General features: G+C 63.5%; 19 protein-coding genes. 11 read left to right on the top strand and 8 right to left on the bottom strand.

Translation table 11 applies throughout. The features are described from left to right. The first annotated feature begins 95 nt into the window (after positions 1-95). The 4 genes from AB688_RS09795 to AB688_RS09780 all read left to right on the top strand — a co-directional run bounded on the left by AB688_RS09795 (position 96) and on the right by AB688_RS09780 (position 5,297). Positions 96-1,370 carry a mechanosensitive ion channel family protein gene (locus AB688_RS09795; RefSeq protein WP_054893287.1) on the top strand — a complete coding sequence of 425 codons (1,275 nt, stop codon included), beginning with the start codon at positions 96-98 and terminating at the stop codon, positions 1,368-1,370. Positions 1,371-1,795: 425 nt separating this feature from the next. After that, positions 1,796-3,040 (top strand): MFS transporter, encoded by a 1,245-nt coding sequence (locus AB688_RS09790; protein ID WP_063543740.1) that lies wholly within the window; start codon positions 1,796-1,798, stop codon positions 3,038-3,040. Between the two features lie 7 nt (positions 3,041-3,047). Next, entirely contained in the window at positions 3,048-4,295 is a 1,248-nt protein-coding gene (locus AB688_RS09785; RefSeq protein ID WP_063543738.1) for an arsenic transporter, read from the top strand. A 207-nt stretch (positions 4,296-4,502) separates the two neighbouring features. Beyond that, positions 4,503-5,297 carry a substrate-binding domain-containing protein gene (locus AB688_RS09780; protein ID WP_063543736.1) on the top strand — a complete coding sequence of 265 codons (795 nt, stop codon included), beginning with the start codon at positions 4,503-4,505 and terminating at the stop codon, positions 5,295-5,297. A gap of 223 nt (positions 5,298-5,520) precedes the next feature. Here the strand turns inward: AB688_RS09780 and AB688_RS09775 are convergent, their stop codons facing one another. From AB688_RS09775 to AB688_RS09765, 3 genes are all read right to left on the bottom strand, one after another. Then, positions 5,521-6,456, bottom strand: a complete 936-nt coding sequence (locus AB688_RS09775; protein WP_063543734.1) for an AEC family transporter — start codon at positions 6,454-6,456, stop codon at positions 5,521-5,523. Positions 6,457-6,463: 7 nt separating this feature from the next. Further along, positions 6,464-7,339, bottom strand: coding sequence for a carboxylate/amino acid/amine transporter (locus AB688_RS09770; RefSeq protein WP_063543732.1), 876 nt, complete (start codon positions 7,337-7,339; stop codon positions 6,464-6,466). Between the two features lie 319 nt (positions 7,340-7,658). Beyond that, positions 7,659-8,708, bottom strand: a complete 1,050-nt coding sequence (locus tag AB688_RS09765; protein WP_063543730.1) for an NAD(P)H-dependent flavin oxidoreductase — start codon at positions 8,706-8,708, stop codon at positions 7,659-7,661. Positions 8,709-8,971: 263 nt separating this feature from the next. On the opposite strand from AB688_RS09765, the gene AB688_RS09760 reads away from it, so the two are divergent. Next, on the top strand, positions 8,972-9,859 hold the full coding sequence (locus tag AB688_RS09760) for a LysR family transcriptional regulator (protein ID WP_063543728.1): 888 nt from the start codon (positions 8,972-8,974) through the stop codon (positions 9,857-9,859). 102 nt (positions 9,860-9,961) lie between these two features. Here the strand turns inward: AB688_RS09760 and AB688_RS09755 are convergent, their stop codons facing one another. Both AB688_RS09755 and AB688_RS09750 read right to left on the bottom strand, forming a co-directional pair. After that, positions 9,962-10,561, bottom strand: a complete 600-nt coding sequence (locus AB688_RS09755; RefSeq protein WP_063543726.1) for an FMN-dependent NADH-azoreductase — start codon at positions 10,559-10,561, stop codon at positions 9,962-9,964. Positions 10,562-10,671: 110 nt separating this feature from the next. Beyond that, positions 10,672-10,986, bottom strand: a complete 315-nt coding sequence (locus AB688_RS09750) for a hypothetical protein (protein ID WP_054893296.1) — start codon at positions 10,984-10,986, stop codon at positions 10,672-10,674. 49 nt (positions 10,987-11,035) lie between these two features. Here AB688_RS09750 and AB688_RS09745 point away from each other — a divergent pair, with 49 nt between their 5' ends. Genes AB688_RS09745 through AB688_RS09730 form a run of 4 tightly spaced genes read left to right on the top strand, consistent with a single transcriptional unit; the run spans position 11,036 to position 15,224 of the window. Beyond that, positions 11,036-11,959 carry a LysR family transcriptional regulator gene (locus AB688_RS09745; protein WP_054893297.1) on the top strand — a complete coding sequence of 308 codons (924 nt, stop codon included), beginning with the start codon at positions 11,036-11,038 and terminating at the stop codon, positions 11,957-11,959. 13 nt (positions 11,960-11,972) lie between these two features. Then, the gene (locus AB688_RS09740) at positions 11,973-12,785 is read left to right on the top strand and encodes an alpha/beta fold hydrolase (RefSeq protein WP_063543724.1); all 813 of its coding nucleotides are present in this window, start codon (positions 11,973-11,975) and stop codon (positions 12,783-12,785) included. Then, complete coding sequence (locus tag AB688_RS09735) at positions 12,779-13,336, top strand: peptidylprolyl isomerase (RefSeq protein WP_063543722.1); 558 nt, start codon at positions 12,779-12,781, stop codon at positions 13,334-13,336. Before AB688_RS09740 ends, AB688_RS09735 begins: the two co-directional genes overlap by 7 nt. Positions 13,337-13,391: 55 nt before the next feature. Continuing rightward, complete coding sequence (locus AB688_RS09730) at positions 13,392-15,224, top strand: ABC transporter ATP-binding protein (RefSeq protein WP_054893300.1); 1,833 nt, start codon at positions 13,392-13,394, stop codon at positions 15,222-15,224. A gap of 121 nt (positions 15,225-15,345) precedes the next feature. On the opposite strand, the gene AB688_RS09725 is transcribed toward AB688_RS09730, so the two are convergent. Further along, the gene (locus AB688_RS09725; protein WP_063543720.1) at positions 15,346-16,473 is read right to left on the bottom strand and encodes a GNAT family N-acetyltransferase; all 1,128 of its coding nucleotides are present in this window, start codon (positions 16,471-16,473) and stop codon (positions 15,346-15,348) included. A 264-nt stretch (positions 16,474-16,737) separates the two neighbouring features. Between AB688_RS09725 and AB688_RS09720 the strand changes: the two genes are divergently transcribed. After that, positions 16,738-17,982 carry a putative porin gene (locus AB688_RS09720; RefSeq protein WP_054893302.1) on the top strand — a complete coding sequence of 415 codons (1,245 nt, stop codon included), beginning with the start codon at positions 16,738-16,740 and terminating at the stop codon, positions 17,980-17,982. A gap of 185 nt (positions 17,983-18,167) precedes the next feature. Here AB688_RS09720 and AB688_RS09715 read toward each other — a convergent pair whose 3' ends face one another. Both AB688_RS09715 and hrpA read right to left on the bottom strand, forming a co-directional pair. Next, positions 18,168-19,289, bottom strand: a complete 1,122-nt coding sequence (locus AB688_RS09715) for a beta-ketoacyl-ACP synthase III (protein WP_063543718.1) — start codon at positions 19,287-19,289, stop codon at positions 18,168-18,170. 187 nt (positions 19,290-19,476) lie between these two features. Beyond that, positions 19,477-23,382 carry an ATP-dependent RNA helicase HrpA gene (gene hrpA, locus AB688_RS09710; protein WP_063543716.1) on the bottom strand — a complete coding sequence of 1,302 codons (3,906 nt, stop codon included), beginning with the start codon at positions 23,380-23,382 and terminating at the stop codon, positions 19,477-19,479. A 908-nt stretch (positions 23,383-24,290) separates the two neighbouring features. On the opposite strand from hrpA, the gene AB688_RS09700 reads away from it, so the two are divergent. Continuing rightward, complete coding sequence (locus AB688_RS09700) at positions 24,291-25,655, top strand: glutamine synthetase family protein (RefSeq protein ID WP_063543712.1); 1,365 nt, start codon at positions 24,291-24,293, stop codon at positions 25,653-25,655. Positions 25,656-25,671 lie beyond the last annotated feature (16 nt).

Here is a 25,671-nt window from a genome sequence, read left to right as displayed (position 1 = left end):
CGTTTTCCGCAGCTGTAGCCGAATATCTTTTGGCAACATTCGCGGTTTCCGCGCTCTAATGGCGCTCCGTTCGACCCACTGAATGCATTGATTACATGGATATCCAACGAATCTGGCACGACACCCTGGACCTCTGGGGCACCCTCGACCAACACCCAATGCTGCACGCCTCCCTCGGCGTGCTGGTCCTGCTGCTGGTCTCGCTGCTGGTCGGCCGCCTGGCGCGCTTCCTGCTGCTGCACAGCACCCGCCTGCTGGCCCGCCAGCCGCCGCTGCGCTGGCTCGACGACCTGCGCCATAACAAGGTCTTCCACCGCCTGGCGCAGACCACGCCGTCACTGATCCTGCAGTTCGGCCTGAAACTGGTGCCGGAGCTCTCGGCCACCGCCCAGCATTTTCTCGGCAATCTGGCCCTGGCCGTCACCCTGCTGTTCCTCACCCGCGCCCTGTCGTGCCTGCTCGACGGCCTGCTGGACATCTACGCCCGCACCGAACACGCCCGTACCCGCTCGATCAAGGGCTACGTGCAACTGGCGAAGATGGTGCTGTGGGTGTTCAGCGCCATCGTCATCGTCGCCACCCTGATCGACCGCTCGCCGCTGTTGCTGCTGTCGGGCCTGGGTGCGATGTCGGCGGTGCTGTTGTTGGTGTACAAGGACACCCTGCTGTCGTTCGTTGCCAGCGTACAGCTCACCAGCAACGACATGCTCCACGTCGGCGACTGGATCGAAATGCCCCAGGTCGGCGCCGACGGTGATGTGATCGACATCACCCTGCACACGGTCAAGGTGCAGAACTTCGACAAGACCATCGTCTCCATCCCCACCTGGCGCTTGATGAGCGAGTCGTTCCGCAACTACCGCGGCATGCAGCAATCCGGCGGCCGTCGCATCAAGCGCAGCCTGTTCATCGACGCCACCGGCGTGCGCTTTCTCACCCTCGAAGAAGAACAACGCCTGGGCGGCGTGCGCCTGCTCGGCGACTACCTGGCCACCAAGCGCAAGGAGCTGCACGACTGGAACGAAGCCCAGGGCCTGGTCGCCGAACTCTCGGCCAACCGCCGCAAGCTGACCAACATCGGCACGTTCCGCGCATTCGCCCTGGCCTACCTGAAGAACCACCCCGACGTGCACCCGAACATGACCTGCATGGTCCGCCAGATGCAGACCAGCGCCGAGGGTGTGCCGCTGGAGATCTACTGCTTTACCCGCACCACGGTGTGGGCCGAGTACGAACGGATCCAGGGGGATATCTTTGATTATTTGCTGGCGGTGTTGCCGGAGTTTGGCTTGAGTCTGTATCAGCAGCCTAGCGGTAGTGATATGCGCTCGGGGCTGGCGGCGCGGGTCGAGCGCATGAGCGAGGCCTAAAAAGCGCTCCCCCAATGGATGCGGCGGTTCGGCGCCCCGACTTGCCCCGCGAAAGGGCCGCAAAGCAGCCCTCTGCAATGAAAAGCCGCATCCAATAACCAATGGGAGCTCAAACTCTTGGGTTTTCACCTAAAAGCCGTATAGCAACTCGCGCCTCCCTGCCAGTACCTCGCTTGCGCAACGCGTAGCCGCACTTATCGGCTGCCCCATTTAAACCGCAAATAATCTGCATGCTGACCGCTCGTGTGCCGAACCATTTGAGCAAGTCCTATGTCAACGACAGAGCCGCGTACAGATAGGGGCGCGCTGGCCTAAAGTGCAGGAAGTGCGTTGGACTGATGGGCATCAGACGGCAGCTTTATCAGCCCTGCGCGCGTCCAGTAACTACCCATCGCGCTCCCCCCTTGTTTTTAGAGACTGCGTCCATGGAACACTCAAGCTGCGCCGCTTCGCACGACCGTGCCCTTGACTGGCTGAACTTCTTCCTGGCTGACGTGCGTGACGGACTCGGGCCCTACCTCGCCATCTACCTGCTTGCCGTGCACCAGTGGCAGCCGGCGAGCATTGGCCTGGTGATGAGCCTGGCAGGCATCGCTGCACTGGTGGCGCAAACTCCGGCTGGAGCCTTGATTGACCGCACCACAGCCAAACACGCGGTGGTCGTGACCGCCGCCGTGCTGGTGACCGGCAGCTGCCTGCTGCTGCCGTGGATTTCGTCGTTCGCCGGGGTGGCCTTGACCCAGACGATCGGTGCCATAGCAGGCTCGCTGTTCGCTCCGGCGATTGCCGCCATCTCGCTGGGCATCACAGGCCCCAAGGCCTTTACGCGAAGGGTGGGTCGCAACGAGACGTTCAACCATGCGGGCAATGCCTGCTCAGCATTGCTGGCCGGTGGCTTGGCGTATCTGTTCGGCCCGGTGGTGGTGTTCTATCTCATGGCGGTGATGACCGTAGCCAGCATCGTGGCGATGTGGCGTGTGCCAGCAGCCGCCATCGACCACCAGGTGGCTCGCGGCCTTGTCCATGGTCCGGGTTGTGCTGAAAACCTTGCCAAGTTCAGGGTCCTCCTGCACAACCGCACGCTCTTGGTATTCGCTGTGTGCTGCGCGTTGTTCCACTTGGCCAACGCGGCGATGCTGCCGCTGGTGAGCCAGAAGCTATCGCAAGTCGACCTGCGCTTGGCCACGCCACTCACATCCGCCTGCATCGTCGCAGCGCAGTTGGTGATGGTGCCGATGGCGCTGCTGGTGGGGGCAAAGGCCGAGACCTGGGGGCGCAGGCCGTTCCTTCTGGCCGGCTTTTTCATCCTACCGCTGCGCGGAGCCCTGTATGTGGCGTCCGACAATCCATTCTGGCTGGTTGGCGTGCAATTGCTCGATGGAATCGGCGCAGGCATCTTCGGAGCATTGTTCCCGATCGTGATCAAGGACTTGACCGAAGGTACCGGGCGCTTCAATTTCAGCCTTGGCGCGCTGACGGCGGTGTTCGGACTGGGCGCTGCGCTCAGCCCTGGGATTGCCGGGCTGGTTGTTCAAGCAGCCGGCTACGATGCGGCATTCCTGACCTTGGCCGGCATTGCCGCGGTCGCCTTCGCAATAGTGCTGATGGCGCTGCCGGAGACTCACCCGCGCGTCGCGCCATCGCCCCTGCCTACCCCTGCCGGAAACTAGACGCCTCATGCCTTACAGCGAAAACGCCTCGATCATCTGGACGGTAGCCGCTCTGGCAACCTGCGGTGTCATCCTGCGCCCCTGGCGGATCCCGGAATACGTCTGGGCCATGGGCGGTGCGCTGCTACTGACAGGCCTGGGCCTGATCACACCGCGCAGCGCTCTGGCGGCAGTGGCCGAAGGCGGCGACGTGTACCTCTTCCTGATCGGCATGATGGTATTGGCCGAGCTTGCACGCCAGGAAGGGCTGTTCGACTGGCTGGCCCGCTACGCGGTCCGCCACGCCCGAGGTTCGGGGCAAAGGCTGTTCGACCTGGTATTTCTGGTGGGCACGCTGGTCACCGTGTTCCTGTCCAACGATGCAACGGCGGTGGTGTTGACTCCTGCGGTGTATGCGGCGTGCAAGGCTGCCAAGGCCGAGCCTTTGCCCTACCTGTTGATCTGCGCCTTCATCGCCAACGCCGCCAGTTTCGTGCTGCCGATTTCCAATCCGGCCAACCTGGTAGTCTTCGGCAGCCAGATGCCCCCGCTACTGGAGTGGCTGAGGCAGTTCAGTTTGCCATCGCTTGCGGCAATCGCTGTGACCTATCTGGTGCTGCGCCTGACCCAACGCCGGCAGATCCGCCAACCGCTGACCCTGAATGTGGATAACCAGCCGCTGTCTCCGGGCGCCCGTCTATGCGCAGTGGGCATCGTGCTCACCGCAATCCTGCTGCTGGGAGCCTCAGCGCTGGACCGGGCACTAGGCCTGCCGACCTTCTGTGCAGGCGTGGCAACCACAGCACTGATCCACTTACGCCAGCGGCGCAGCCCGATGCCGGTGCTACGCCATGTAGCGTGGGGTGTGCTGCCGTTGGTGGCGGGCTTGTTCATACTGGTCGAAGCTGTCGCCCAGACCGGCCTGATAGTGCAGCTTGCCCAGGGGCTGGCTGCTCTGGCCGCAGACTCGACGATCGGGGCGAGTTGGGTGGGAGGCGTGGGCGTGGCCATCGCCAGCAACCTGATGAACAACTTGCCGACTGGACTGATGGCCGGGTCCATGGGGTCGCTGGTGGCCCTGCCGCAGCCGGTGACCGCTGCGCTGCTGATCGGCGTCGACCTGGGGCCGAACCTGTCGATTACCGGATCACTGGCCACCCTTTTGTGGTTGGTGGCGATCCGTCGCGAAGGGGCGCATGTCAGCGCCTGGAACTTTTTACGCCTAGGGGTGCTGGTGATGCCGCCTGCACTTGCAGCAGCACTGCTGGCGCTATAGCGTCGGGCCCCGTGCAAGGGCAACTTGATGGCGGCGAGCGGTCCCAGACGATTTTTTGGGGGAATACAGCACATCCACGAAGGTCAACTTTCTACCTGTAGATGCCATTGGTGGGGAGAAAGTAAAACATTCTTAATCGCTGATTAATCACAACTTTGAGCTTCGCCCAGGTAGGATTTTGCGCGTATACCTGTGGAGAAAGCTCCGATGTTCCGAATGCTGTTCTGTGCCACCCTCTTAACCACTTCATTCGCCTGCTCGGCTGCTGACGTTGTACACGGCGGTAAGGAAACACTGACCGTTCTGAGTTCCGGCGGGATCATGGGCGCCATCCGGGAAGTAGCGCCGGCGTATGAGAAGAAATATGGCGTGAAGCTGGAAATTCTAGCCGCCCCATCGATGGGGGATACCCCACAGGCCATCCCGAACAGACTCGCTCGTGGTGAGCAGGCGGATGTTGTGCTGATGGTTGGTTCGGCCCTCGACAACTTGGTCGCCAGTGGACAAGCCGACAAAACGAGTCGAATAGATCTCGGGAAATCTTTCATTGCCATGGCCGTTCGCAAAGGTGAACCGAAGCCGGACATAAGCACCATGCAGACCTTACGCAAAGTGCTGCAAGATAGCAGCTCTGTCGCTTACTCCGACAGCGCAAGCGGGGTATATCTTTCCAAGACGCTGTTCCCTCGCATGCAGCTTGGTGAACAGTTCGAATCCAAGGCTCACATGATACCTGCCGAGCCCGTAGGCGCAGTGATCGCTCGCGGCCAAGCACAGATCGGCTTTCAACAGCTCAGTGAGCTTAAGCCAGTAAAAGGTATCGACATCGTTGGTCTGATCCCGGCAGAAGCGCAGAAAATGACCCTGTATTCGGGCGCTGTCGTCAACAAGAGCCAGCATCACGCCGCAGCCCAGGCGCTGCTCGATTACCTGGCCTCACCAGAAGCCGACGCAGCGATCAAAGATAGTGGCTTGACGCCGCTACCTCATGCAGCAAGCTGACGACGCGCGCCGACATTGACAACCCGGCTACGCAAGACACGACGGTCTTGCCTCGGCCTTCGCTGCGCGAGTGTCGGCTTTGGGTCGAGAGCATTCCGTCACGACCCGCAAGCCGCCGCTCGCCTTCAACCCTGTTTCAGTTGGCCGCATAGACTCGCTGAATGGCCCATATCCTCGGCCGTTCCTACAGACGCGGGCTTGTCCCGCGATCATTTCGTAGCAGTCAGCCCGCCACACCCAGCAGGTACATGAGCCCGGTCAGGGTCAGCAGCGAAGCCACCGTCGACAGCAGAATGGTGCGCGAAATGAGCCCCGCCTCGCGGTTGTAGTACTCCGCCAGCATGAACGGCCCGGTCCCGGTCGGCAGCGCCGCCAGCAGCACGGCCGAAGTCGCCCACATGGTCGGCAGGCTGAACACCTTGAAAGCCAGCACCCAGGTCAGTGCCGGTTGCCCGACCAGCTTGAGCCCCACCAGCGGCCAGGGGCTGGCCTGCGCGCCGCTGCGTTTCTGCGCCAGGAATGCCCCCAGCGACACCAGCGCGCAAGGCGTGGTGGCCAGGGAAAGCATGTCGAGAAAGTGCATCACCGGCTCGGCCAGGCCCAGGCCGGACATGGCCCAGGCGGCGCCTGCCAGTGGCGAAATCACCAGCGGGTTCGTCGCCAGCGCCTTGGCCACCAGCAATACGGCGCGGCCGATCTGGCGTTCTTCCTGCAGACCGATCTCGATCAGGGTCAGGGAAATCGCGAACACCAGGCAGACCACGATCAGCGACGAGATCAATGCCGGTTGCAACCCTGGTTGGCCGAACAGCAACAGGCACAGCGGGATGCCGATGTAGCCGGTGTTGGCATAGCCTGCACTCAAGCCATCGATGCTCGAGGCTACCAGGCTGTGGCCGCTGAACAAGCGCCAAGCAAGGGTGATGAAGAACATTGCCAGCGCGCCGGCACCAAAGGCGACGATGAAGCCGGGGTGCCAGATTTCGCTCCAGGTCGCGGTGGCGGTCACCTTGAACAGCAGCGCCGGCAGGCACAGCCAGACCACCATGCGGTTGATTTCGGCGGCGGCCTGTTCGCCGAGCTTGCCGGTCTTGCGGCACAGGTAGCCGACCAGGATCAGGGCGAAGATCGGCGCGACGATGACCAGGATGGTATGCATGGGCGCCTCAGGCTTTGCCGGCCAGCGCCGGGCTGGGGCGGTCGCCCAGGCGGCTCAGCCACACCGAGGCGAGGATCACCGCACCGCCGATGAACAACCGCCCCAGCGGCTCGTGCTGGTTCCAGATCAGCAGGTTGAGCAGCAAGCCCACCGGCACGTGCAGGTTGTTCATCACCGCCAGGGTGCCGCCGGAAACCAGGCAGGCGCCCTTGTTCCACCAGTACAACCCCAGTGCGGTCGGGCACAGGCCGAGGAACAACAGCACCAGCCATTGCACGTCGGTGCTCGGCAGGTGCTGGGCGTTGCCGAACAGCAGGAAGGCCGGCAGCACGACGATCAGCGCGCCCAGGTAGAAGTAGCCAAAGCGCTTGTAGTGCGGCAGGTCGCTGGGGTGGCGGGCGATCAGGTGACGGTACAGGACCTGCCCGGCGGCGTAGGTGAAGTTGGCCAGTTGCAGGAGCAGGAAGCCCATGAAGAACTCGCCGCTGATGCTGTCGAAGCGGATCACCGCTGCGCCGGCCACCGCGACCAGGGCCGCGAGCAGCGCCCAGGGATTGAAGCGGCGGTTCAGTGCATCTTCGATGAGGGTGACGTGCAGCGGGGTGAGGATGGTGAACAGCAGCACTTCAGGCACGGTGAGCACGCGAAAGCTCAGGTACAGGCAGACATAGGTGATGCCGTACTGCAGTGCGCCGATCAGCAGCATCGAGCGCATGAAGCGCGGTTCGACCTGGTGCCAGCGGGTGAGCGGCAGGAACACCAGCCCTGCCAACAGTACCCGCGCCAGCACGGCGAAGTAGCTGTCGACATGGCCGGCCAGGTATTCGCCGATCAGGCTGAAGGAAAACGCCTGGATCAGCGCGACGATAATCAGGTAGCCCATGGTTGCCTCTCGTGGATCAAGGCGGCGACCTTAGCGGGTACGGGGTGTTCTGGGCAACCGGGAGGAAGATGAAGATGCGGCGGTGGATGGCACCGGTTGTGCTGGTGTTCGCGGGACCAGCCCGCTCCCGCAACTCACATCCGTGAGTGCCACAGCGCCTTTGTAGGAGCGGGCTTGCCCGCGAACACCGGCGGAGCCGGTGCCATCCACCGCGGCGACCTTTTCGCGGGCAAGTCGGAGCGCCGAACCGCCGCTCCTACAGGGATTGGGCTGGTCTTTGGATTTTGAAAAGACAGTTGCTCCAGCCAGAGCTTGCCTGTCAGCGCTGCGCGTCGAGCTCGGCCATCAGCACTTCGACCAACTGCGCTGCCGGCATCGCGCGCGCCCGGTGGGCGCCGGTACCGGCCCATTGTGCGGCGAAGTCGCTGCAACCCTGGGCAGTCGCCACGCTATTGAGCGCCTTGTTGGCATCGTAGGCGCGGGGATAATCCGGCACGCCCGCAGCGCTCTTCACCTCGAACGCGCGGTTGACCATACCCCGCGCAGGCCGCCCGGAAATTGCGCTGGTGATCTGCGTCTGCCGCGCCCGTGGCCCGGTCAGCGCCTCACGATAGGCCGCGTTGGCCGCCGACTCCGGGCACAGCAAGAACGCTGTACCCAACTGTGCCGCACAGGCGCCCTGCGCGAACGCCTTGGCGATGTCTGCGCCGTCCATGATCCCGCCGGCCGCGATGATCGGCAGTTGAACGTGATCAGCCAGCAGGCGTACGAGTGCCAGGGTGCTCAATCGATCATCATGATCCTGGTCGAAGATCCCGCGGTGGCCGCCCGCTTCGTAACCCTGGGCGATCAGTGCATCGACCCCGGCTCGCTGTACCTGCAGCGCCTCCTCCACATTGGTCACGCAGGCCAGCAGCACGATACCGGCCGCCTTGAGCGCCTCGATGAACGACTGCGGCGGCAGACCGAAATGAAAGCTCACCACTGCCGGTTTTTCTTCCAGCAGCATCTGCAGCATCTCGGGGTCTTCGACGAACGAGCGATAGATTTCCCGCAGGCTCTGCGGCGGCTGGGCCTGGAACTCGGCAAAGGACGCTTCGAGCGCTTGCAGCCAGGCATTCTCGCGCACGTCATCTCGCAGCGCCGGGCGGTGGCAGAACAGATTCACGTTGAACGATTCTTGGGTCAGCGCGAAGGTTTCGCGTATGGACTGGCGAGCCTGCTCGACCGAGCACGCGCCGATCGCGATCGACCCCAAGCCACCCGCATTCGATACCGCCGCCGCCAGCGCTGGCGTAGAAACGCCCGCCATGGGCGCCTGGATGATGGGGAAACGGATGTTCAGCAAAGCGTGGATGTCAGTGGTCATGGAGGTTGCTCATCATGGATCGCTCATCGCAGCGCAGGCGACGGCGGGTGGCTCATGGCGGGCGCGCGTGTCCGTTGGCGTGGAGCGAGCCCAGAGTCGACCTTAAACACACCCACGAATTTTCACAAATGATGATAAATGATGAATTCCATCACTGATCGTGAACCAGCAGACGGGATCGGTTGCCTCCAAGCCACTGGAAAGCCGTGCATGAAATGATGCATAAACATGCCATCAATCATCATCAGTGATAGGTAGACCTCATGGAAATGCGCCAGTTGAAGATTTTCTGCGCCGTGGCCGACCTGGGCAGTTTTACCGCGGCCGCAGCCAGGATCAACACCGTGCAATCCAACGTGACCATGCGCATCAAGGAGCTCGAGGCGGAGCTCAATCGCGAGCTGTTCATCCGCAGAAAATCCGGCGTCGTGCTCACGGCTGCGGGCGAGACGTTTCTCGGGTATGCCCGACGCATCCTGCAACTGACCGAAGAAAGCCGCAGCGCCCTGCTCGATACCGGCGTACCCAACGGCCCGCTGCGCCTGGGCTCGATGGAGACCACCGCCGCCATTCGCCTGCCGAAGATCCTCACCCGCTACCGCGAGCAGCATCCCGATGTGCAACTGTCGTTGCTTACCGGCACCACTGCCGAACTGATCAAGGCCATCGAGTCCCACCGGATCGATGGCGCTTTCGTCGGAGGGTTTCACCAGAATCCGATGCTTGCCCAGCAAGAGGTGTTCTGCGAGGAATTGGTGCTGGTCAGCAGCGACCAGTTCGATTCGCTCGACAGCTTGATGGGGCGAATGCTCTCGCAGACAGTGCTGGTGTTTCGCAGCGGCTGCTTCTACCGCTCCACCTTGGAGAACTGGTTCTACCGGGTTGGCCTGGTGCCCAACCAGATCATGGAAATGGGCACCCTGGATGGCATCCTTACCTGCGTGTCGGCCGGAATGGGCGTGACCCTGTTACCCAGGTCGGTGACGCAGAACTGCAGCGTGCGCCATGCGCTTCGCTGCCATGAACTGCCCGCGGAATTCTCTCGCGTGTCCACGGTGTTCATCCGTCGCCAGGATTCGCTGCCGACTTCGGCGATGAGCGCCTTCATGGAGATGGCGCAGCAGCGCAGGGAAGTGGCGGATCTGCACTGAGAGTTTTGCGCGCAAAAAAAACCCGGTCATGCACATGACCGGGCACATACACCCAAAGGAGCAACAGGTGTCAGGGTTGGGAATTCGTGGATGCCTCGCGCTTCAAGCCACTGCGGCCAGCTTCGCCTTGGCCTGGTTCAGCCCCTTCTCGTGGAAGTCGCCACTCATGTTCAGGCCCTCGGCGTGAATGAAGTTCACCTCGTGGATACCGATGAAGGCCATCACCTGGCGCAGGTAGGGTTCCTGGTGATCGCTGGTGGCGCCGGCATGGATGCCGCCACGCGCAGTCAGGACGATCGCACGCTTGCCGTTGAGCAGCCCCTGCGGCCCGGTCGGGGTGTACTTGAAGGTGATGCCGGCACGCAGCACGTGGTCGAGCCAGGCCTTGAGGGTGCTGGGGATGGCGAAGTTGTACATGGGCGCAGCCATCACCAGTACGTCGGCGGCCAGCAACTCATCGGTCAGCTCGTTGGAACGGGCCAGCGCTTCGATTTCAGCCGCGCTGCGCTGTTCCTCGGGTTTCATCCAGCCACCGAGCAGGTTGGCGTCCAGGTGCGGCACCGGGTTGACCGCCAAGTCGCGTACCTTGATCTCGTCGGCAGGATGCGCCGCTTGCCACTGCTGGATGAAGTCGCGGGTCAGTTGACGGGAAACGGAATCCTGCTGGCGGGCGCTGCTTTCGATGATCAGTACGCGGGACATGGGGTGCCTCCATCGGCAAAAAGTGTTGCGATTCAATGGAGGCGAGATTAAGGCTTGACCTATCGATAAAAAAGCGTAAAAAGTGGGACCAATCTATCGATTAATCTGTTTTATTCAGGTTTGCAGCTCAGGTCGATGCGCAGCTTGATGATCTGCCGGTTGAACTTGGCAGTGACGTCGACGCTCTTGCCGGCCGGCACATTGACCCGACGCACCCTGGGTGCTTCCGGGCCGTTGCGCATCGTGACCTTGCAGGCAGCCGGCACCTGTCCATAGTTGTTCAGGCTGATGCTGCCGATGTCGTAGGCGGTGTCGTACGCGGTGTAGTCGAGCTTGACCCCTTCGATCTCCTTTTGCACATCGATCGGATAGGCCATGGCGCTCAGGGGCAGGGACGTCAGCAGTACCGCAAACCATTTCTTCATTTCGCGCTCTCCTTGTAGTGAGCGCAGCTTAGGACAACAGGAGCCGAAGATGAAAGCGCCGCGCGTGACCCTGGATCAGTGGCGAACCCTGCAGGCGGTCGTCGATCACGGCGGCTTCGCCCAGGCCGCCGAAGCCCTGCACCGCTCGCAATCCTCGGTGAGCTACACCGTGGCACGCATGCAGGAGCAACTGGGTGTGCCGCTGCTGCGCATCGACGGGCGCAAGGCGGTACTGACCGAGGCCGGCAGCGTGCTGCTGCGTCGCTCGCGGCAACTGGTCAAGCAAGCCAGCCAGCTCGAAGACCTGGCTCACCACATGGAACAGGGCTGGGAGGCCGAAGTGCGCCTGGTGGTCGATGCCGCCTACCCCAGCGCCCGCCTGGTGCGTGCGCTCAGCGCCTTCATGCCGCAAAGCCGCGGCTGCCGGGTGCGCCTGCGTGAAGAAGTGCTGTCCGGGGTCGAGGAAGTACTGCACGAAGGCATCGCCGACCTTGCCATCAGCAGCTTCAACATTCCCGGCTATCTGGGCGCCGAGCTGAGCGCGGTGGAGTTCGTCGCCGTCGCCCACCCCGAGCACAGCCTGCACCGCCTGGGCCGAGAGATCACGTTCCAGGACCTGGAAAGCCAGTTGCAAGTGGTGATCCGCGACTCTGGCCGCAGCCAGCCACGCGACGTTGGTTGGCTCGGTGCCGAACAACGCTGGACCGTCGGCAGCCTGGGCACCGCGGCGACCTTCGTCGGCAGTGGCCTGGGCTTTGCCTGGCTGCCCCGGCACATGATCGAACGCGAGCTGCGCGAGGGCCTGCTAAAGCCTCTGCCGCTCGATCAGGGTGGCAGTCGCCACCCGCTGTTCTACCTTTACTCGAGCAAGGAAAAGACCTTGGGTCCGGCCACGCAGATCCTCATCGAGCTGCTGCGCAATTTCGACACCGCGCCACTGGACGTGCCCTTCGCAGCCCCCCCGCAAGCCTGAGAGGACCGCGCCCATGGCCTGTTTCGAACGTGACGGATGCCTGCTGCACCATGAGGAACATGGCCAGGGCGAGCCCCTGGTACTGCTGCACGGGCTCGGTTCGAGCAGCCAGGACTGGGAACTGCAGGTCCCCGAGCTGAGCCGTCACTATCGGGTGATCCTGATGGACATCCGCGGCCACGGCCAGTCGGCCAAGCCTCGCCACGGCTACCAGATCAAGACCTTCAGCGAAGACTTGCTGGCCTTGCTCGACCATCTAAACACTGGCCCGGTGCACTTCGTGGGCTTGTCCATGGGCGGCATGGTCGGCTTTCAGTTTGCCGTCGACCATCCGCAGTGGCTGCGCAGCCTGTGCATCGTCAACAGCGCCCCCGAGGTCAAGCGCCACAATCTCGAACACTGGATCTGGTGGGCCAAGCGCTGGAGTCTGGCACGCCTGCTCAGCGTCGAGACGGTCGGCCAGGGCCTGGCCGCGCGCCTGTTTCCCAAGCCCGAACAAGGCGAACTGCGGCGCAAGATGGCCGAGCGCTGGGCGCGCAACGACAAGCGCGCCTATCTCAAGAGCTTCGACGCCATCGTCGACTGGGGCGTGCAGGAACGCATTGGGCAGATCCAGTGTCCGACGCTGGTGATTGCCGCCGACCACGACTACACCCCGATACAACAGAAAGAACGCTACGTTGCCCTGATGCCCCACGCGACACTGGCGGTCATCGAGGATTCGCGGCACGCTACGCCCCTGGACCAACCCGAGGTCTTCAACCAGACCCTGCTGCGCTTTCTCGCAGCCGCATCCACCTCTCAAGGATCATTGAGCCCATGCTGAAGAAACTCCTGCTCACCGCCTGCTCGTTCGCCTTCGCCGCCAGTGTCATGGCCTCCGACAAGACCCCTCACGTGCTGCTGGACACCAGCTTCGGCCAGGTGGAGATCGAACTGAACGCCGAAAAAGCGCCGATCAGCACGAAGAACTTCCTGGCGTACGTCGACAGCGGCTTCTACAACAACACCATCTTCCACCGCGTGATCCCGGGCTTCATGGTCCAGGGCGGCGGCTTCACCGATCAGATGGTGCAGAAGAGCACCAAGGATCCGATCCGCAACGAAGCCAGCAACGGCCTGCAGAATACCCGTGGCACGCTGTCGATGGCGCGCACCTCGAATCCTAACTCGGCGACCAGCCAATTCTTCATCAACGTGGCCGACAACGACTTCCTCAACCCCGGCCGTGACGCCGGCTACGCCGTATTCGGCAAGGTGACCAAGGGCATGGAGGTGGTCGACCAGATCGTCAACTCCCCCACCACGGTCAAGAAAGGCATGCGCGATGTACCGGCCGATCCGGTCTACATCAAGTCGGCCAAACGTATCGACTGATCGCGGGTCTCACAGGATGTGAAGCCGCCCGCGAGCGGGATCAACAGGAGTTTCCATGCTGTACCGTCGCTTCGAGCAACTGATCGACATTTTCCGTGAGGCGCCCAGCGAGGCGCCGCCGAGCACGGTCTGGCCGTTCTACCTGTACTACCTGCGTCAGGTCTGGCCGAGCTTTCTCGCCTTGCTGGTGGTCGGCCTGGTCGCCTCGCTGATCGAGGTGGCCTTGTTCAGCTACCTGAGCCGGATCATCGACCTGGCCCAGGGCACGCCCAACGTCAACTTCTTCAGCGAGCACAGCACCGAGCTGATCTGGATGCTGGTGGTCGTGCTGGTGCTGCGGCCGGTGTTCTTCGGCCTGCACGACCTGCTGGTGCACCAGACCATCAACCCGGGGATGACCAGCCTGATCCGCTGGCAGAACCACACCTATGTGCTCAAGCAGAGCCTGAACTTCTTCCAGAGCGACTTCGCCGGGCGCATCGCCCAGCGCATCATGCAGACCGGCAACTCGCTGCGCGACTCGGCGGTGCAGGCGGTGGATGCGCTATGGCACGTGCTGATCTACGCGATCAGCTCGTTGGTGCTGTTCGCCGAGGCCGACTGGCGCCTGATGATTCCGCTGCTGGTATGGATCGTCGGCTATATCGCCGCGCTCTACTACTTCGTGCCACGGGTCAAGGAACGCTCGGTGGTGTCGTCTGACGCACGCTCCAAGCTCATGGGGCGGATCGTCGATGGCTACACCAACATCGCCACCCTCAAGCTGTTCGCCCACACCGACTACGAACAGCAGTACGCCCGCGAAGCGATCAGCGAGCAGACCGAGAAGACGCAACTGGCTTCACGGGTCATCACCAGCATGGATGTGGTCATCACCACCCTCAACGGCCTGCTGGTGGTCGCCACCACTGGCCTGGCACTGTGGTTGTGGAGCCAGTCGCTGATCAGCGTCGGCGCCATTGCCCTGGCCACCGGCCTGGTGATCCGTATCGTCAACATGTCCGGTTGGATCATGTGGGTGGTCAACGGCATCTTCGAGAACATCGGCATGGTCCAGGATGGCCTGCAGACCATCGCCCAGCCGGTTTCGGTCACCGACACGCCCAATGCCCCGGCATTGAAAGTCAGCCGTGGCGGTGTGCGCTTTGACGATGTGGATTTCCACTACGGCAAGGGTGGCAAGGTCATCGATGGGCTGAACCTGGATATTCGCCCGGGCGAGAAGATCGGCCTGATCGGCCCGTCCGGCGCGGGCAAGTCCACGCTCGTCAACCTGCTGCTGCGCCTGTACGACGTGCAGGGCGGACGCATCCTCATCGATGGCCAGGATATCGCCCAGGTCAACCAGGCCAGCCTGCGTGCGCAGATCGGCATGATCACCCAGGACACCTCGCTGCTGCACCGCTCGATCCGCGACAACCTGCTGTATGGCAGGCCGGACGCGAGCGACGAGGAAGTCTGGGAGGCGGTGCGCCGCGCGAGGGCTGACGAGTTCATCCCGCAGTTGTCCGACGCCCAGGGCCGCACCGGCTTCGACGCCCATGTGGGCGAGCGTGGGGTCAAGCTCTCCGGCGGCCAGCGCCAGCGCATCGCCATTGCCCGCGTGCTGCTGAAGAACGCGCCGATCCTGATCATGGACGAGGCGACCTCAGCGCTGGACTCGGAAGTCGAGGCGGCGATCCAGGAGAGCCTTGAAACCCTGATGCAGGGCAAGACCGTGATCGCCATCGCGCACCGCCTGTCGACCATCGCCCGGATGGATCGGCTGGTGGTGCTGGAGAAGGGGCGTATCGTCGAGAGCGGCAGCCATGCCGAGCTGCTGGCTCAGCAGGGGTTGTACGCCCGGTTGTGGCATCACCAGACGGGCGGGTTCGTCGGAGTCGATTGATATCGCCTCAAGGGCCTTTTCGCGGGTAAACCCGCTCCCACAGGTACCGCGCTGTCCGTCAGTGCAACGCGGTACCTGTGGGAGCGGGCTTGCCCCGCGATAGGGCCGGCACAAACCCCACTCAACCCCGCCGATACGGCAGCATCTCCCGCGCCTGCAGCGCATACTCCCTTACCCCGTCCCGCTCCTGCGCCAGGAACTCGTCCACTGCCCGCCGCAACCCCGGGTGCAGCAGGTAATGCCACGAGCGCGTCAGCACCGGCTCGAATCCGCGAATCAGCTTGTGCTCCCCCTGGGCCCCGGCGTCGAACCGCTGCAACCCTTCGGCAATCGCATAATCCATGCCCTGGTAGAAGCAGGTCTCGAAATGCAGGCGGTCGAATTCGTCCAGGCAGCCCCAGTAGCGACCATAGAAACTGTCGCCGCCGACCAGGCTCAAGGCCATGGCCACGTCGCGGCCGTTCTGCCGTGCGACCACCACCCGCAGCGCCTCGGGCATGCGCTCGGCCAACAGGCTGAAGAACTCGCGGGTCAGGTAGGGCGCACGTCGCCGCACCGCATAGGTGTTGGCATAGCAGCGGTAGACGAAATCCCAGCGCGCCTGGTCAAGCTCATCGCCACGCAGCCACTGGAAGTCGATGCCCTGCCCGGCCACCTGTTCGCGCTCCTTGCGCATCTGCTTGCGCTTGCGCGAACTGAGGGTGTCGAGAAAGTCCTGAAAGTCCCGGTAACCACGGTTGCGCCAGTGGAACTGGCAGCCCAGGCGCTCCATCCAGCCCGGCTGGGCGAGCATCTGCTCGTCCAGGCTGCTGTCGGTGAAGTTGATGTGCGCACCGGACAGCTCACCCTTGACCAGGTACTCCGGCAACGCCTGCAACAACAGCAGGGCGTCAGCGGGGTCCGCGCTCAGCAGGCGCGGCCCGCTGACCGGGCTGAACGGCACTGCCCCGAGCAGCTTGGGGTAATAGGCGATACCCGCACGCTCACAGGCATCGGCCCAGCCATGGTCGAACACGTACTCACCGAACGAATGCCATTTACGGTAGGCCGGCAGTAACGCCCGCACCTCGCCGTCACGCTCCAGCACCAGGTGCTCGGCGGCCCAGCCGGTCTGGCGGCTGACGCTAACGCTGTCTTCCAGCGCACTGAGAAAAGCATGGCTGAGGAACGGCTGGCCGGCAGGCACCAGCGCGTCCCAGGACAGTGCCGGCAGATCACGCAGGTGGGCAAGGCTGTAGAGGCTGGTCACGACGTCGGCTCCCTGAACACAGGTCGCCAGTATCGCCAAAGGCGCCGGATCGCTCAAATGACGATGACTGTTCTTATAACCATGTGAGTAATTACTTAACAGCAGTGCCACTAAATAGACATTATTCTGTAATCCCCCCTCGCAATACTTGCGCCTGTTTTTCGGATGCCGAGAACCTGTCTAGTCAGGCCTTTTCCGGAGACATGCCAACTTGGGGGTGGGCGCACAAAAGCCTCCCCACACTTTTCCAATAGGGAGAACCTTATGCGTCTTGTTTCTACACTTACCGGAGTTAGCCTCACCGGCATGATGCTGGCCCTGAGCGCCCCGGCCAGTGCTGCAGTCGACGCCAAGCTGCTCGAAATGCTCCGCGCCAACGGCTCGATCAACCAGGCGCAGTACAGCGAACTGCAGGCCGATCTGGCAAAAGAAACCAAGGAAAAGGCCGACCAGAAGGCACAGTCCGAGCGCCTGAGCTCCTTCGAACAGAAAGTGGCATGGGCCGCCAAGACCCAGATCAAGGGTGACGTGCGCCTGCGTTACGAAGACGTCAACGTCGACAACCCACGCAGCGGCAGCGGCAACCAGGACCGCGAGCGCGTCCGTGCCCGCGTCGGCTTCTACAGCGAAATCAACCCGCAGGTCGACGCTGGCGTGCGTATCGCCACCGGCAGCAGCGCCGATGGCCGCTCGACCAACCAGAGCCTGGATAACTACTTCGAAAAGAAATCGCTGTGGGTCGACCTGGCCTACCTCGACTGGCACCCGACCGCCATCCCGAACCTGCACCTGATCGGCGGCAAGATGCAGCAGCCTTGGGTGAGCATGGGCGACATCATCTGGGATAGCGACCTGAACCCTGAAGGTGTGGCTGTCACCTACAAGACCAACCTGGGCGGCGCCGAGCTGTTCGGTAGCGCCGGTCAGTACACCCTCAAGGACAACGTCGACGGCGACGGCGTGCAGTTCAAGCACGACGCCCAGCTGTACCACGGCCAGTTGGGTGCTCGCTTCGCACCGGCTGATACCCTCAAGGTCACCGTTGGCGGCAGCATCTACGGCTACGACAACGACAAGGAATCTGCCGCTCTGCGTCAGTTCGGCAACACCACCACCGAGTTCAACCTGGTGGAAGGCTTCGGTCAGATCGACTTCACCGGCTTCGCCATCCCGCTGGCCGCCTACGGTCAGTACGTGAAGAACACCGACAGCACCGACGGCGAAGACAAGGCCTGGCTGGCGGGTGTGAAGACCAAGCTCGGCGCCTGGAGCCTGGACTACAACTACCGCGACGTACAGCGCAACGCTGTGGTCAGCGCCTTCACCGACTCCGACTTCGGCAACGGCTTCACCGGTAATCGTGGTCACAAGTTCAAGGTCGGTTACGAAATCGACAAGAACTTCGCTGTCGGCGCGGCTTACCTGATGGCCAAGACCGACCGTTCGCAGCTGCCGAACACCGACGCGGACGTCGACACCCTGCAGGTCGACCTGGAAGCCAAGTTCTAAAAGAACGCTCCCCTGCGTAGCTCAGCGGGAAGTGCCGACCCCATCCGGCGCTTCCCGCTTTTTTCGGCTGCTGACAATACACAGGCCTTTTCGCGGGCAAGCCCGCTCCCACAGATATACGACAGCCCTTAAGGGCAGCAGTACCTGTGGGAGCGGGCTTGCCCGCGAAAAGGCCGCAGCCGTTATCAGCGCTTGCGCAGAATCACACTGCCAATCGAATACCCCGCCCCGAACGAGCTCAGCACCGCCACCGACCCTTGCTCCAGGTCATCCTGGTACAGGTGGAAGGCAATCACCGAGCCGGCCGAACTGGTGTTGGCATAACGGTCGAGAATCACCGGTGCCTCCTGCTCGCTCACCTCACGTCCCAGCAGCTTCTTGACGATCAGGTGGTTCATGCTCAGGTTGGCCTGGTGCAGCCAGAAGCGCTTGACGTCGGACGGCTGCAGGTCGTTCTCGGCCAGGTGCTTGCCGATCAGCTCGGCGACCATCGGGCAGACTTCCTTGAACACCTTGCGTCCTTCCTGCACGAACAGCTTGTCGCGGGTGCCTTCACCCTCCTCCGCCGCACGGTTGAGGAAGCCGAAGTTGTTGCGGATATTGTTGGAGAACGAGGTCAGCAGCTTGGTGCTGACGATGTCGAACTGATGCTTCGATGTGGCCTGGTCGGCGCGCTCGAGCAACACGGCAGTGGCGGCATCACCAAAGATGAAGTGGCTGTCGCGGTCACGGAAGTTCAGGTGGCCGGTGCAGATCTCCGGGTTGACCATCAGGATCGCCCGGGCCTGGCCGAGCTGGATGCTGTTGGCGGCGTTCTGGATGCCGAAGGTGGCCGAGGAGCAGGCCACGTTCATGTCGAAGCCGAAGCCCTGGATGCCCAAGGCCTGCTGTACCTCGATGGCGATCGCAGGATAGGCGCGCTGCAGGTTGGAACAGGCGACGATCACCCCATCGACGTCGGCAGCGGTACGACCGGCGCGCTCCAGCGCCTGGCGGGCTGCAGCCACGGCCATTTCGCAAAGAATGGAGTACTCGTCATTGGAGCGCTCCGGCAGGCGTGGCTTCATGCGCTGCGGGTCGAGGATGCCGGCCTTGTCCATGACGAAGCGGCTCTTGATGCCTGATGCCTTCTCGATGAACGCCGCGTCGGACAGCGGCGCCGCTTCGACCTCGCCACGCTCGATGGCGGCGGCGTTGTCTGTGTTGAACTGTTGCGACCAGGTGTTGAAGGATTCCACCAGTTCTTCGTTGGAGATGCTCTGGGCCGGGGTATACAGGCCGGTGCCGCTGATCACGACGTTGTGCACGGTCGTTCCTCTGGTCTGTGGCCTGCGCCTGGCGGGCGTTGGCCGGGATTCTGTGGTTAATGGCACTTTAGTGCCAATTTGAAATAATGAAGCGGGATTCGCCTCGATCGCCTGTAGGAGCGGGCTTGTCCCGCGATGGGCCGCAACGCGGCCCAAATTGCACCAATATTGCCACAACTCAGGGAATTTAGGCTTCCACCAAACTCCACTGCTTGCTCAATCGCTTATCGGAAACCGCCACTTTCGTCCCCAGCTGCTGCGCGAACAGCGACACCCGGTATTCCTCCAGCAACCAGCGATACAGGGTCAGTTCGGCGTCACGCTTGCCCTCCTGGGCATGCTTGTCGGCGCGGGTCTTGTACTGCGTCCACAGGTTGCCCAGCTCGCCGCTCCAGACCCGGTCCTTCTGTACCTGCGAGCCCAGCTTCTCCAGGCGCAGCTCGATGGCCTTCAGATAGCGCGGCAGTTCCTTGAACCACTGCGCCGGCGTCTCGCGCACGAAGCCTGGGTACACCAGGTTGCCCAGTTGCTGCTTGATATCGTTCAGTGCCACCGCCTGGCTCAGGTCGATCTTGCCCTTGAAGCGCTTCTGCAGGCCATGCCACAGCTTGAGCACTTCCAGGGTCTGGCGCGCCAGCCGCTCGGCATGCTCGGCCCAGTCGCCACGCTTGCGTTCGGCGAGCGAGGCCAGCGCGGCGCCGTCGCGCGGCAGTGGCGTCTCGCCTTCGAGCACACAGCTGTCGAGGCTGGCCAGCAAGATATCCTCGACCAGCGACTCGACCCGGCCCAGCTCGCGGTACAGCAGCCCCAGCTCGGTCAGCCCCGGCAGCTTGCCGCGCAGGAACTTGGCAGGCTCGGCCAGCTGTTGCAGCAACAGGCGCTGCAGCGCGCGCCGGTGCTGGAATTCGGCTTCGGCCTGGGTCGAGAAACGCCCCTCGCGCACCGCGCCGTTGTCTTCCACCAGTGCCGGATACACCGTCAGCGAAAGGCCGGCGATCTTCTGCTGGGCAGTCTGCGCCACCTGGGCGAAGGCCTTGGCCTGCACCGGCTGTTCGGTTTTCTCGCTACGTGGCAACGCCAGCGCGGCCTGGCTGGCAGCGGCGAAGCGCGCGGTCAGCTCGGCCAGGTCGCGGCCTTCGCCGAGGAACTTGCCCTGGCCATCGACCACTTCGATGTTCATGCGCAGGTGTCCTTCGACCTGCCCCGCCGATTCGGCCCACGCCTCGTCCGAGACGCGCGCCCCGGTCATGCGCAGCAGTTCCTGGCCCAGGGCCTGCGGCAAGGCGCCCTGGCCGAAGGTCATGCGCGACAACGCCGCCTTGACGAAGTCCGGCACCGGCACGAAATTCTTGCGCAAGGCCTTGGGCAGATTGCGCACCAGGGCCACGCACTTGGCCTCCAGCAGCCCCGGCACCAGCCACTCCAGGCGTTCGCCCGGCAGGTTCGGCAACAAGGGCGCCGGCACCCGGACGGTGACACCGTCGCGCGGGTGATTGGGTTCGAAGTGATAGCTCAACGGCAGGCGCAGGTCGCCCACCTGCAGGTGGTCCGGGTACTGCGCGGCGGTGACTTCGCTGGCCTCGCGGGCGAGCACGTCCTCTTCGCGCATGATCAGCAGGTTGGCGTCCTTCTGGCTGTTCATCCGATACCAGCTGTCGAAGGTCGCGGTCTGGTGGATCTCTTCCGGCAGGCGCGCCTCGTAGAAGGCGTACAGCGTCTCTTCGTCGGCCAGGATGTCACGACGGCGGGCCTTGGCTTCCAGCTCATCGAGCTGCTCGAGCAGGCGCTTGTTGGCCGACAGGCACTTGGCCCTGGACTGGATCTCGCCACCGACCAGCCCCTCGCGGATGAACAGCTCGCGCGAGGTCACCGGATCGATCGGACCGAAGTGCACCGGGCGTCGACCGACCAGGATCAACCCATACAGCGTGATCTGTTCATAGGCGACCACCTGCCCGCGCTTCTTCTCCCAGTGCGGCTCGAAATGGTTCTTCTTGATCAGGTGCCCGGCCAGCGGCTCGATCCAGTCCGGCTCGATCTTGGCGACCATGCGCGCATACAGCTTGGTGGTTTCCACCAGCTCGGCCGCCATCACCCACTGCGGGCGCTTGCGGCCGATGCCGGACGAAGGGTGCACCCAGAAGCGTCGCTGGCGCGCGCCCTGGTAATCACCCTCTTCGGTCTTGTGGCCGATCTGGCTGAGCAGACCGCTGAGGATCGCCTTGTGCATGCGCTGGTAATCGGAGGCATCCTTGTTCACCGCCAACTGCAGGTCACGGCAGATCAGCGACAGCTGGCGATGCGCATCACGCCACTCGCGCAGGCGCAGGTAGCTGAGGAAGTTCTTGCGGCACCAGTTGCGCAGCGGATTGGCGGTCAGCGCCTGGCGCTGCTCCTCGAAGCCGCGCCACAGGTTGACCAGCGCGGCGAAGTCCGAATCGACATCTTTCCACTGCGCGTGCGCCTGGTCAGCGGCCTGCTGGCGCTCCGGCGGACGCTCGCGCGGGTCTTGTACCGACAGCGCACTGGCGACGATCAGCACTTCCTGCAGGCTGCCCTGGCGGGCACCTTCGAGCAACATGCGGCCCAACCGCGGGTCGATCGGCAGGCGCGCCAACTGGCGGCCCAGCGGCGTGAGCTGGTTCTCGCGGTTGACCGCCGAGAGCTCCTGCAACAGGTTGAAGCCGTCGCTGATGGCCTTGCCATCCGGCGGCTCGATGAACGGAAACGCGTCGATCTCGCCCAGGCGCAGGTGCAGCATCTGCAGGATCACCGCCGCCAGGTTGGTGCGCAGGATCTCGGGGTCGGTGAAGGCCGGGCGGCCGTTGAAATCGTCCTCGCTGTAGAGGCGGATGCAGATACCCGGCTCGACCCGCCCGCAACGGCCTTTACGCTGGTTGGCGCTGGCCTGCGACACCGCCTCGATGGGCAGGCGCTGGACCTTGGCGCGGTAGCTGTAGCGGCTGATGCGCGCGGTACCGCTGTCGATCACGTAGCGGATGCCCGGCACGGTCAGCGAGGTTTCGGCAACGTTGGTCGCCAGCACCACGCGTCGGCCACTGTGGGACTGGAAGATTTTCTGCTGCTCGGCCGGGGTCAGGCGCGCGTACAACGGCAGGATCTCGGTGTGGCGCAGCTGCGCCTTGCGCAGGATCTCGGCGGCATCGCGAATCTCTCGCTCGCCGGGCAGGAACACCAGCACATCGCCCGGGCCCTTGCCCTGGCTGCGTTCGTGCTGGGCGATTTCATCCAGCGTGGCGAGGATCGCCTGGTCGACCGTGAGGTCGTCCTCGACCTGGTTGCCCTCCTCGTCCTGCTCGCTGGTGAGCGGGCGGTACCAGGTGTCCACCGGGTAGGTACGGCCGGACACCTCGATGATCGGCGCGCCATCGAAGTGCTTGGAGAAACGCTCCAGGTCGATGGTCGCCGAGGTGATGATCAGCTTGAGGTCGGGGCGCCGGTGCAGCAGGGTCTTGAGGTAGCCGAGCAGGAAATCGATGTTCAGGCTGCGCTCGTGGGCTTCGTCGACGATGATCGTGTCGTAGCGTTCGAGGAAGCGGTCGTGCTGGGTTTCGGCCAGCAGGATACCGTCGGTCATCAGCTTGACCAGGGTGTTGGAGTCGCTCTGGTCCTCGAAGCGCACCTGGTAACCGACCAGCGCCCCAAGGGGTGTGCCGAGCTCTTCGGCAACCCGCGCCGCCACGCTGCGCGCGGCGATCCGGCGTGGCTGGGTATGGGCGATCAGGCCATGACTGCCGCGGCCCAGTTCCAGGCAGATCTTCGGCAACTGGGTGGTCTTGCCCGAACCGGTTTCGCCGGCGATCACCAGCACCTGGTGCTCGGCCAGGGCTTTCTTGATCTCGTCGCGCTTGGCGGCGATGGGCAGGCTGTCGTCGTAGCGGATGCTCGGCACGCTCTGCTGGCGCGCGGTGACCTGGGCGCAGGACGCCTGGACCTTCTCCACCCACTGCGCCAGCTTGCCCTCGTCGGGGCGCTTGCGCAGCTCGTGCAGTTGCCGCCGCAGGCGATGGCGGTCGGCGATCATGGCGTGGTCGAGGTTTTGCAGCAGTTTGTCGATGGCGTGGTCAGTCATGGGGCTTTCTGATGATGCAGGTGAGCCTGCTTTTGCATGATCGGCATTCTTGAGGATGCGCGATTGTCGCAGATTTACCGGTTCTCTGCTGCCTGTACCGGCCTCTTCGCGGGCAAGCCCGCTCCCACAAGGACTGAGCTGGCTATCAGATTTTGAACAAGACAGTTACCCCCTACGCGAGCGTGCACCCCGGCAATTTCCGATCAGCCCCGATCCCGTTCGAAATACCGCGAACGCTTGAACAGCAGTCGTGTGCCAGCCACTGTGAAAAAGACGGTCCAGACCAAACCGTCGAGCAACAGGTTTTCGTGCTCACCCAGTTTCGCGCAACTCGTAATCGCTGCTGCCATGAAAACCAGATACATGAACACTCGGAGCCTGCTAGACCGGAATAGCCAGTCGACGCCTACCGCGAGCATGCAGATGAAGCCAATTGCAAAGACGTCAGCCATCACTACCCCGGATTAAATGATCAGCATCAGGCTGCTGGACTGTGGCCCCCTATCCATTACGGTCTGAACATCTCGTAGGACTACTCCGAAACCCAATCACCAAGCGGCGCAAATGTTTAGCCACTTCTGGAGTGAACGTCGCCATTCACTGCTTTAATCAACCTTATCCACCATGTGAGTATCCAGGGCATGATTCCCGACCCGATCACCGCGCCCCCGCTGTCACGCCCTTCGCTGCCGAAGGTCAGGGCCCGCGCCGGTGAAAATCCGCTGGTCCACGTTATCCTCGCCTTCTGGGCCCTGTGGCACTGCCGCCATGCTCGCCCGCCGGATACCTCGCTCGCTGTCCATTGACGCCTACCGCAGCCCTGCGGCTGCCTGAATCCGTCCGACGCACCGCGCCAACCCGCGGTGGTCTTGTGCGCCCCTGAACGACAGGGGCGCGAGCGAGCCCCCATGCACTTTGCCAACCCCGAGCAAGCCCGCCGTTTCCTGGCCGAAAACCCCGACATCGACCTGATCGAACTGTTCATCCTCGACGCCAACGGCGTGCCGCGCGGCAAGCTGCTGCACCGTGACGAGCTGATGGCGGTGTATGAAAGCGGCCGGCCGCTGCCCAGCACCATCCTTGGCCTGACCCTCAATGGCGACGATGTGGAAAATTCGGGCCTGGTCTGGGATGTCGGTGACATCGACTGCCGCGCCTACCCCCTGGACGCCAGCCTGGTACGCCTTCCCTGGCGCCGGGTGCCGACCGCCGCAGTGCAGGTCAGCATGCACCCCAGCGAAGGCCTGCCCGCCAGCATTGCAGACCCGCGCCATGTCCTGCTGCGCACCATCGAGGCCCTGAAGGCCGACGGTTATCACCCGGTGATGGCCTGCGAGCTGGAGTTCTACCTGCTCGACCAGCAGCGCGATGCCCAGGGCCGCCCGCAACCGGCGCTCGACAGCGACGGCGGCCGACCACGCAGCACACAGGTTTATGGCCTGCGTGAGCTGGAACAGATCGAGCCCTTCCTCGCCGACCTGTATGCCGCCTGCAAGGCCCAGGGCATTCCGGCACGCACGGCGATTTCCGAGTATGCCCCCGGCCAGGTGGAAATCACCCTGGAGCACGGCGATGCGCTGGCAGCGATGGACCAGGCCGTGCGCTACAAGCGCCTGGTCAAGGGCGTGGCCCATGCCCACGGCATGCAGGCCTGCTTCATGGCCAAGCCCTTCGCCCAGATCGCCGGCACCGGCATGCACATGCACCTGAGCCTGGCTGACAGCGAAGGCCGCAACCTGTTCGCCAGCGAAGACCCGGCCGGTACGCCGCTGCTGCGCCAGGCCGTGGCGGGCATGCTGCGCCACCTGCGCGATTCGCTGCTGCTGTTCTGCCCCAACGCCAACTCGTTCCGCCGCTTCCAGACCAACAGTTATGCGCCGCTGGCGCCGACCTGGGGTGTCGACAACCGCACCGTGAGCCTGCGCGTACCCGGCGGCCCGGCCCCCAGCCGACACATCGAGCACCGTATCTGCGGCGCCGATGCCAACCCTTATCTGGCTGCCGCGGCCATTCTCGCCGCCACGCACCAAGGCATTCGCGAACAACTGGACCCCGGCGCTCCGGTCGAGGGCAACGGCTATGCCCAGGCCACCGAGCACCTGCCCACCGACTGGCTCACCGCCCTCGATGCACTGGAGCACTCGGTTTGGGCTCGCGAAGCGCTGGGCGATGCGTTCCTCGGGGTATACCTGAAGGTCAAACGCGCCGAATACCGCCAGTTCATGGCCGAAGTCAGCGAACAGGACTGGCGCTGGTACCTGCACCAGGCCTGAGCCCTACCCTATTCAG

This window comes from Pseudomonas putida (genome assembly GCF_001636055.1).
Taxonomy (GTDB): Bacteria; Pseudomonadota; Gammaproteobacteria; order Pseudomonadales; family Pseudomonadaceae; genus Aquipseudomonas; species Aquipseudomonas machongensis.
This window is presented reverse-complemented; position numbering and strand designations above follow the sequence as displayed.

What these genes read in the sequence shown, in the direction of transcription:
- AB688_RS09745 (WP_054893297.1), top strand. Translation starts at nt 11,036, where the DNA reads ATGAAAGCGCCGCGCGTGACCCTGGATCAGTGGCGAACCCTGCAGGCG.
- AB688_RS09700 (WP_063543712.1), top strand. Translation starts at nt 24,291, where the DNA reads ATGCACTTTGCCAACCCCGAGCAAGCCCGCCGTTTCCTGGCCGAAAAC.
- AB688_RS09770 (WP_063543732.1), bottom strand. Translation starts at nt 7,339, where the DNA reads ATGGGCTACCTGATTATCGTCGCGCTGATCCAGGCGTTTTCCTTCAGC.
- hrpA (WP_063543716.1), bottom strand. Translation starts at nt 23,382, where the DNA reads ATGACTGACCACGCCATCGACAAACTGCTGCAAAACCTCGACCACGCC.
- AB688_RS09755 (WP_063543726.1), bottom strand. Translation starts at nt 10,561, where the DNA reads ATGTCCCGCGTACTGATCATCGAAAGCAGCGCCCGCCAGCAGGATTCC.
- AB688_RS09795 (WP_054893287.1), top strand. Translation starts at nt 96, where the DNA reads ATGGATATCCAACGAATCTGGCACGACACCCTGGACCTCTGGGGCACC.
- AB688_RS09765 (WP_063543730.1), bottom strand. Translation starts at nt 8,708, where the DNA reads ATGACCACTGACATCCACGCTTTGCTGAACATCCGTTTCCCCATCATC.
- AB688_RS09730 (WP_054893300.1), top strand. Translation starts at nt 13,392, where the DNA reads ATGCTGTACCGTCGCTTCGAGCAACTGATCGACATTTTCCGTGAGGCG.
- AB688_RS09790 (WP_063543740.1), top strand. Translation starts at nt 1,796, where the DNA reads ATGGAACACTCAAGCTGCGCCGCTTCGCACGACCGTGCCCTTGACTGG.
- AB688_RS09750 (WP_054893296.1), bottom strand. Translation starts at nt 10,986, where the DNA reads ATGAAGAAATGGTTTGCGGTACTGCTGACGTCCCTGCCCCTGAGCGCC.
- AB688_RS09785 (WP_063543738.1), top strand. Translation starts at nt 3,048, where the DNA reads ATGCCTTACAGCGAAAACGCCTCGATCATCTGGACGGTAGCCGCTCTG.
- AB688_RS09740 (WP_063543724.1), top strand. Translation starts at nt 11,973, where the DNA reads ATGGCCTGTTTCGAACGTGACGGATGCCTGCTGCACCATGAGGAACAT.
- AB688_RS09780 (WP_063543736.1), top strand. Translation starts at nt 4,503, where the DNA reads ATGTTCCGAATGCTGTTCTGTGCCACCCTCTTAACCACTTCATTCGCC.
- AB688_RS09720 (WP_054893302.1), top strand. Translation starts at nt 16,738, where the DNA reads ATGCGTCTTGTTTCTACACTTACCGGAGTTAGCCTCACCGGCATGATG.
- AB688_RS09760 (WP_063543728.1), top strand. Translation starts at nt 8,972, where the DNA reads ATGGAAATGCGCCAGTTGAAGATTTTCTGCGCCGTGGCCGACCTGGGC.
- AB688_RS09735 (WP_063543722.1), top strand. Translation starts at nt 12,779, where the DNA reads ATGCTGAAGAAACTCCTGCTCACCGCCTGCTCGTTCGCCTTCGCCGCC.
- AB688_RS09775 (WP_063543734.1), bottom strand. Translation starts at nt 6,456, where the DNA reads ATGCATACCATCCTGGTCATCGTCGCGCCGATCTTCGCCCTGATCCTG.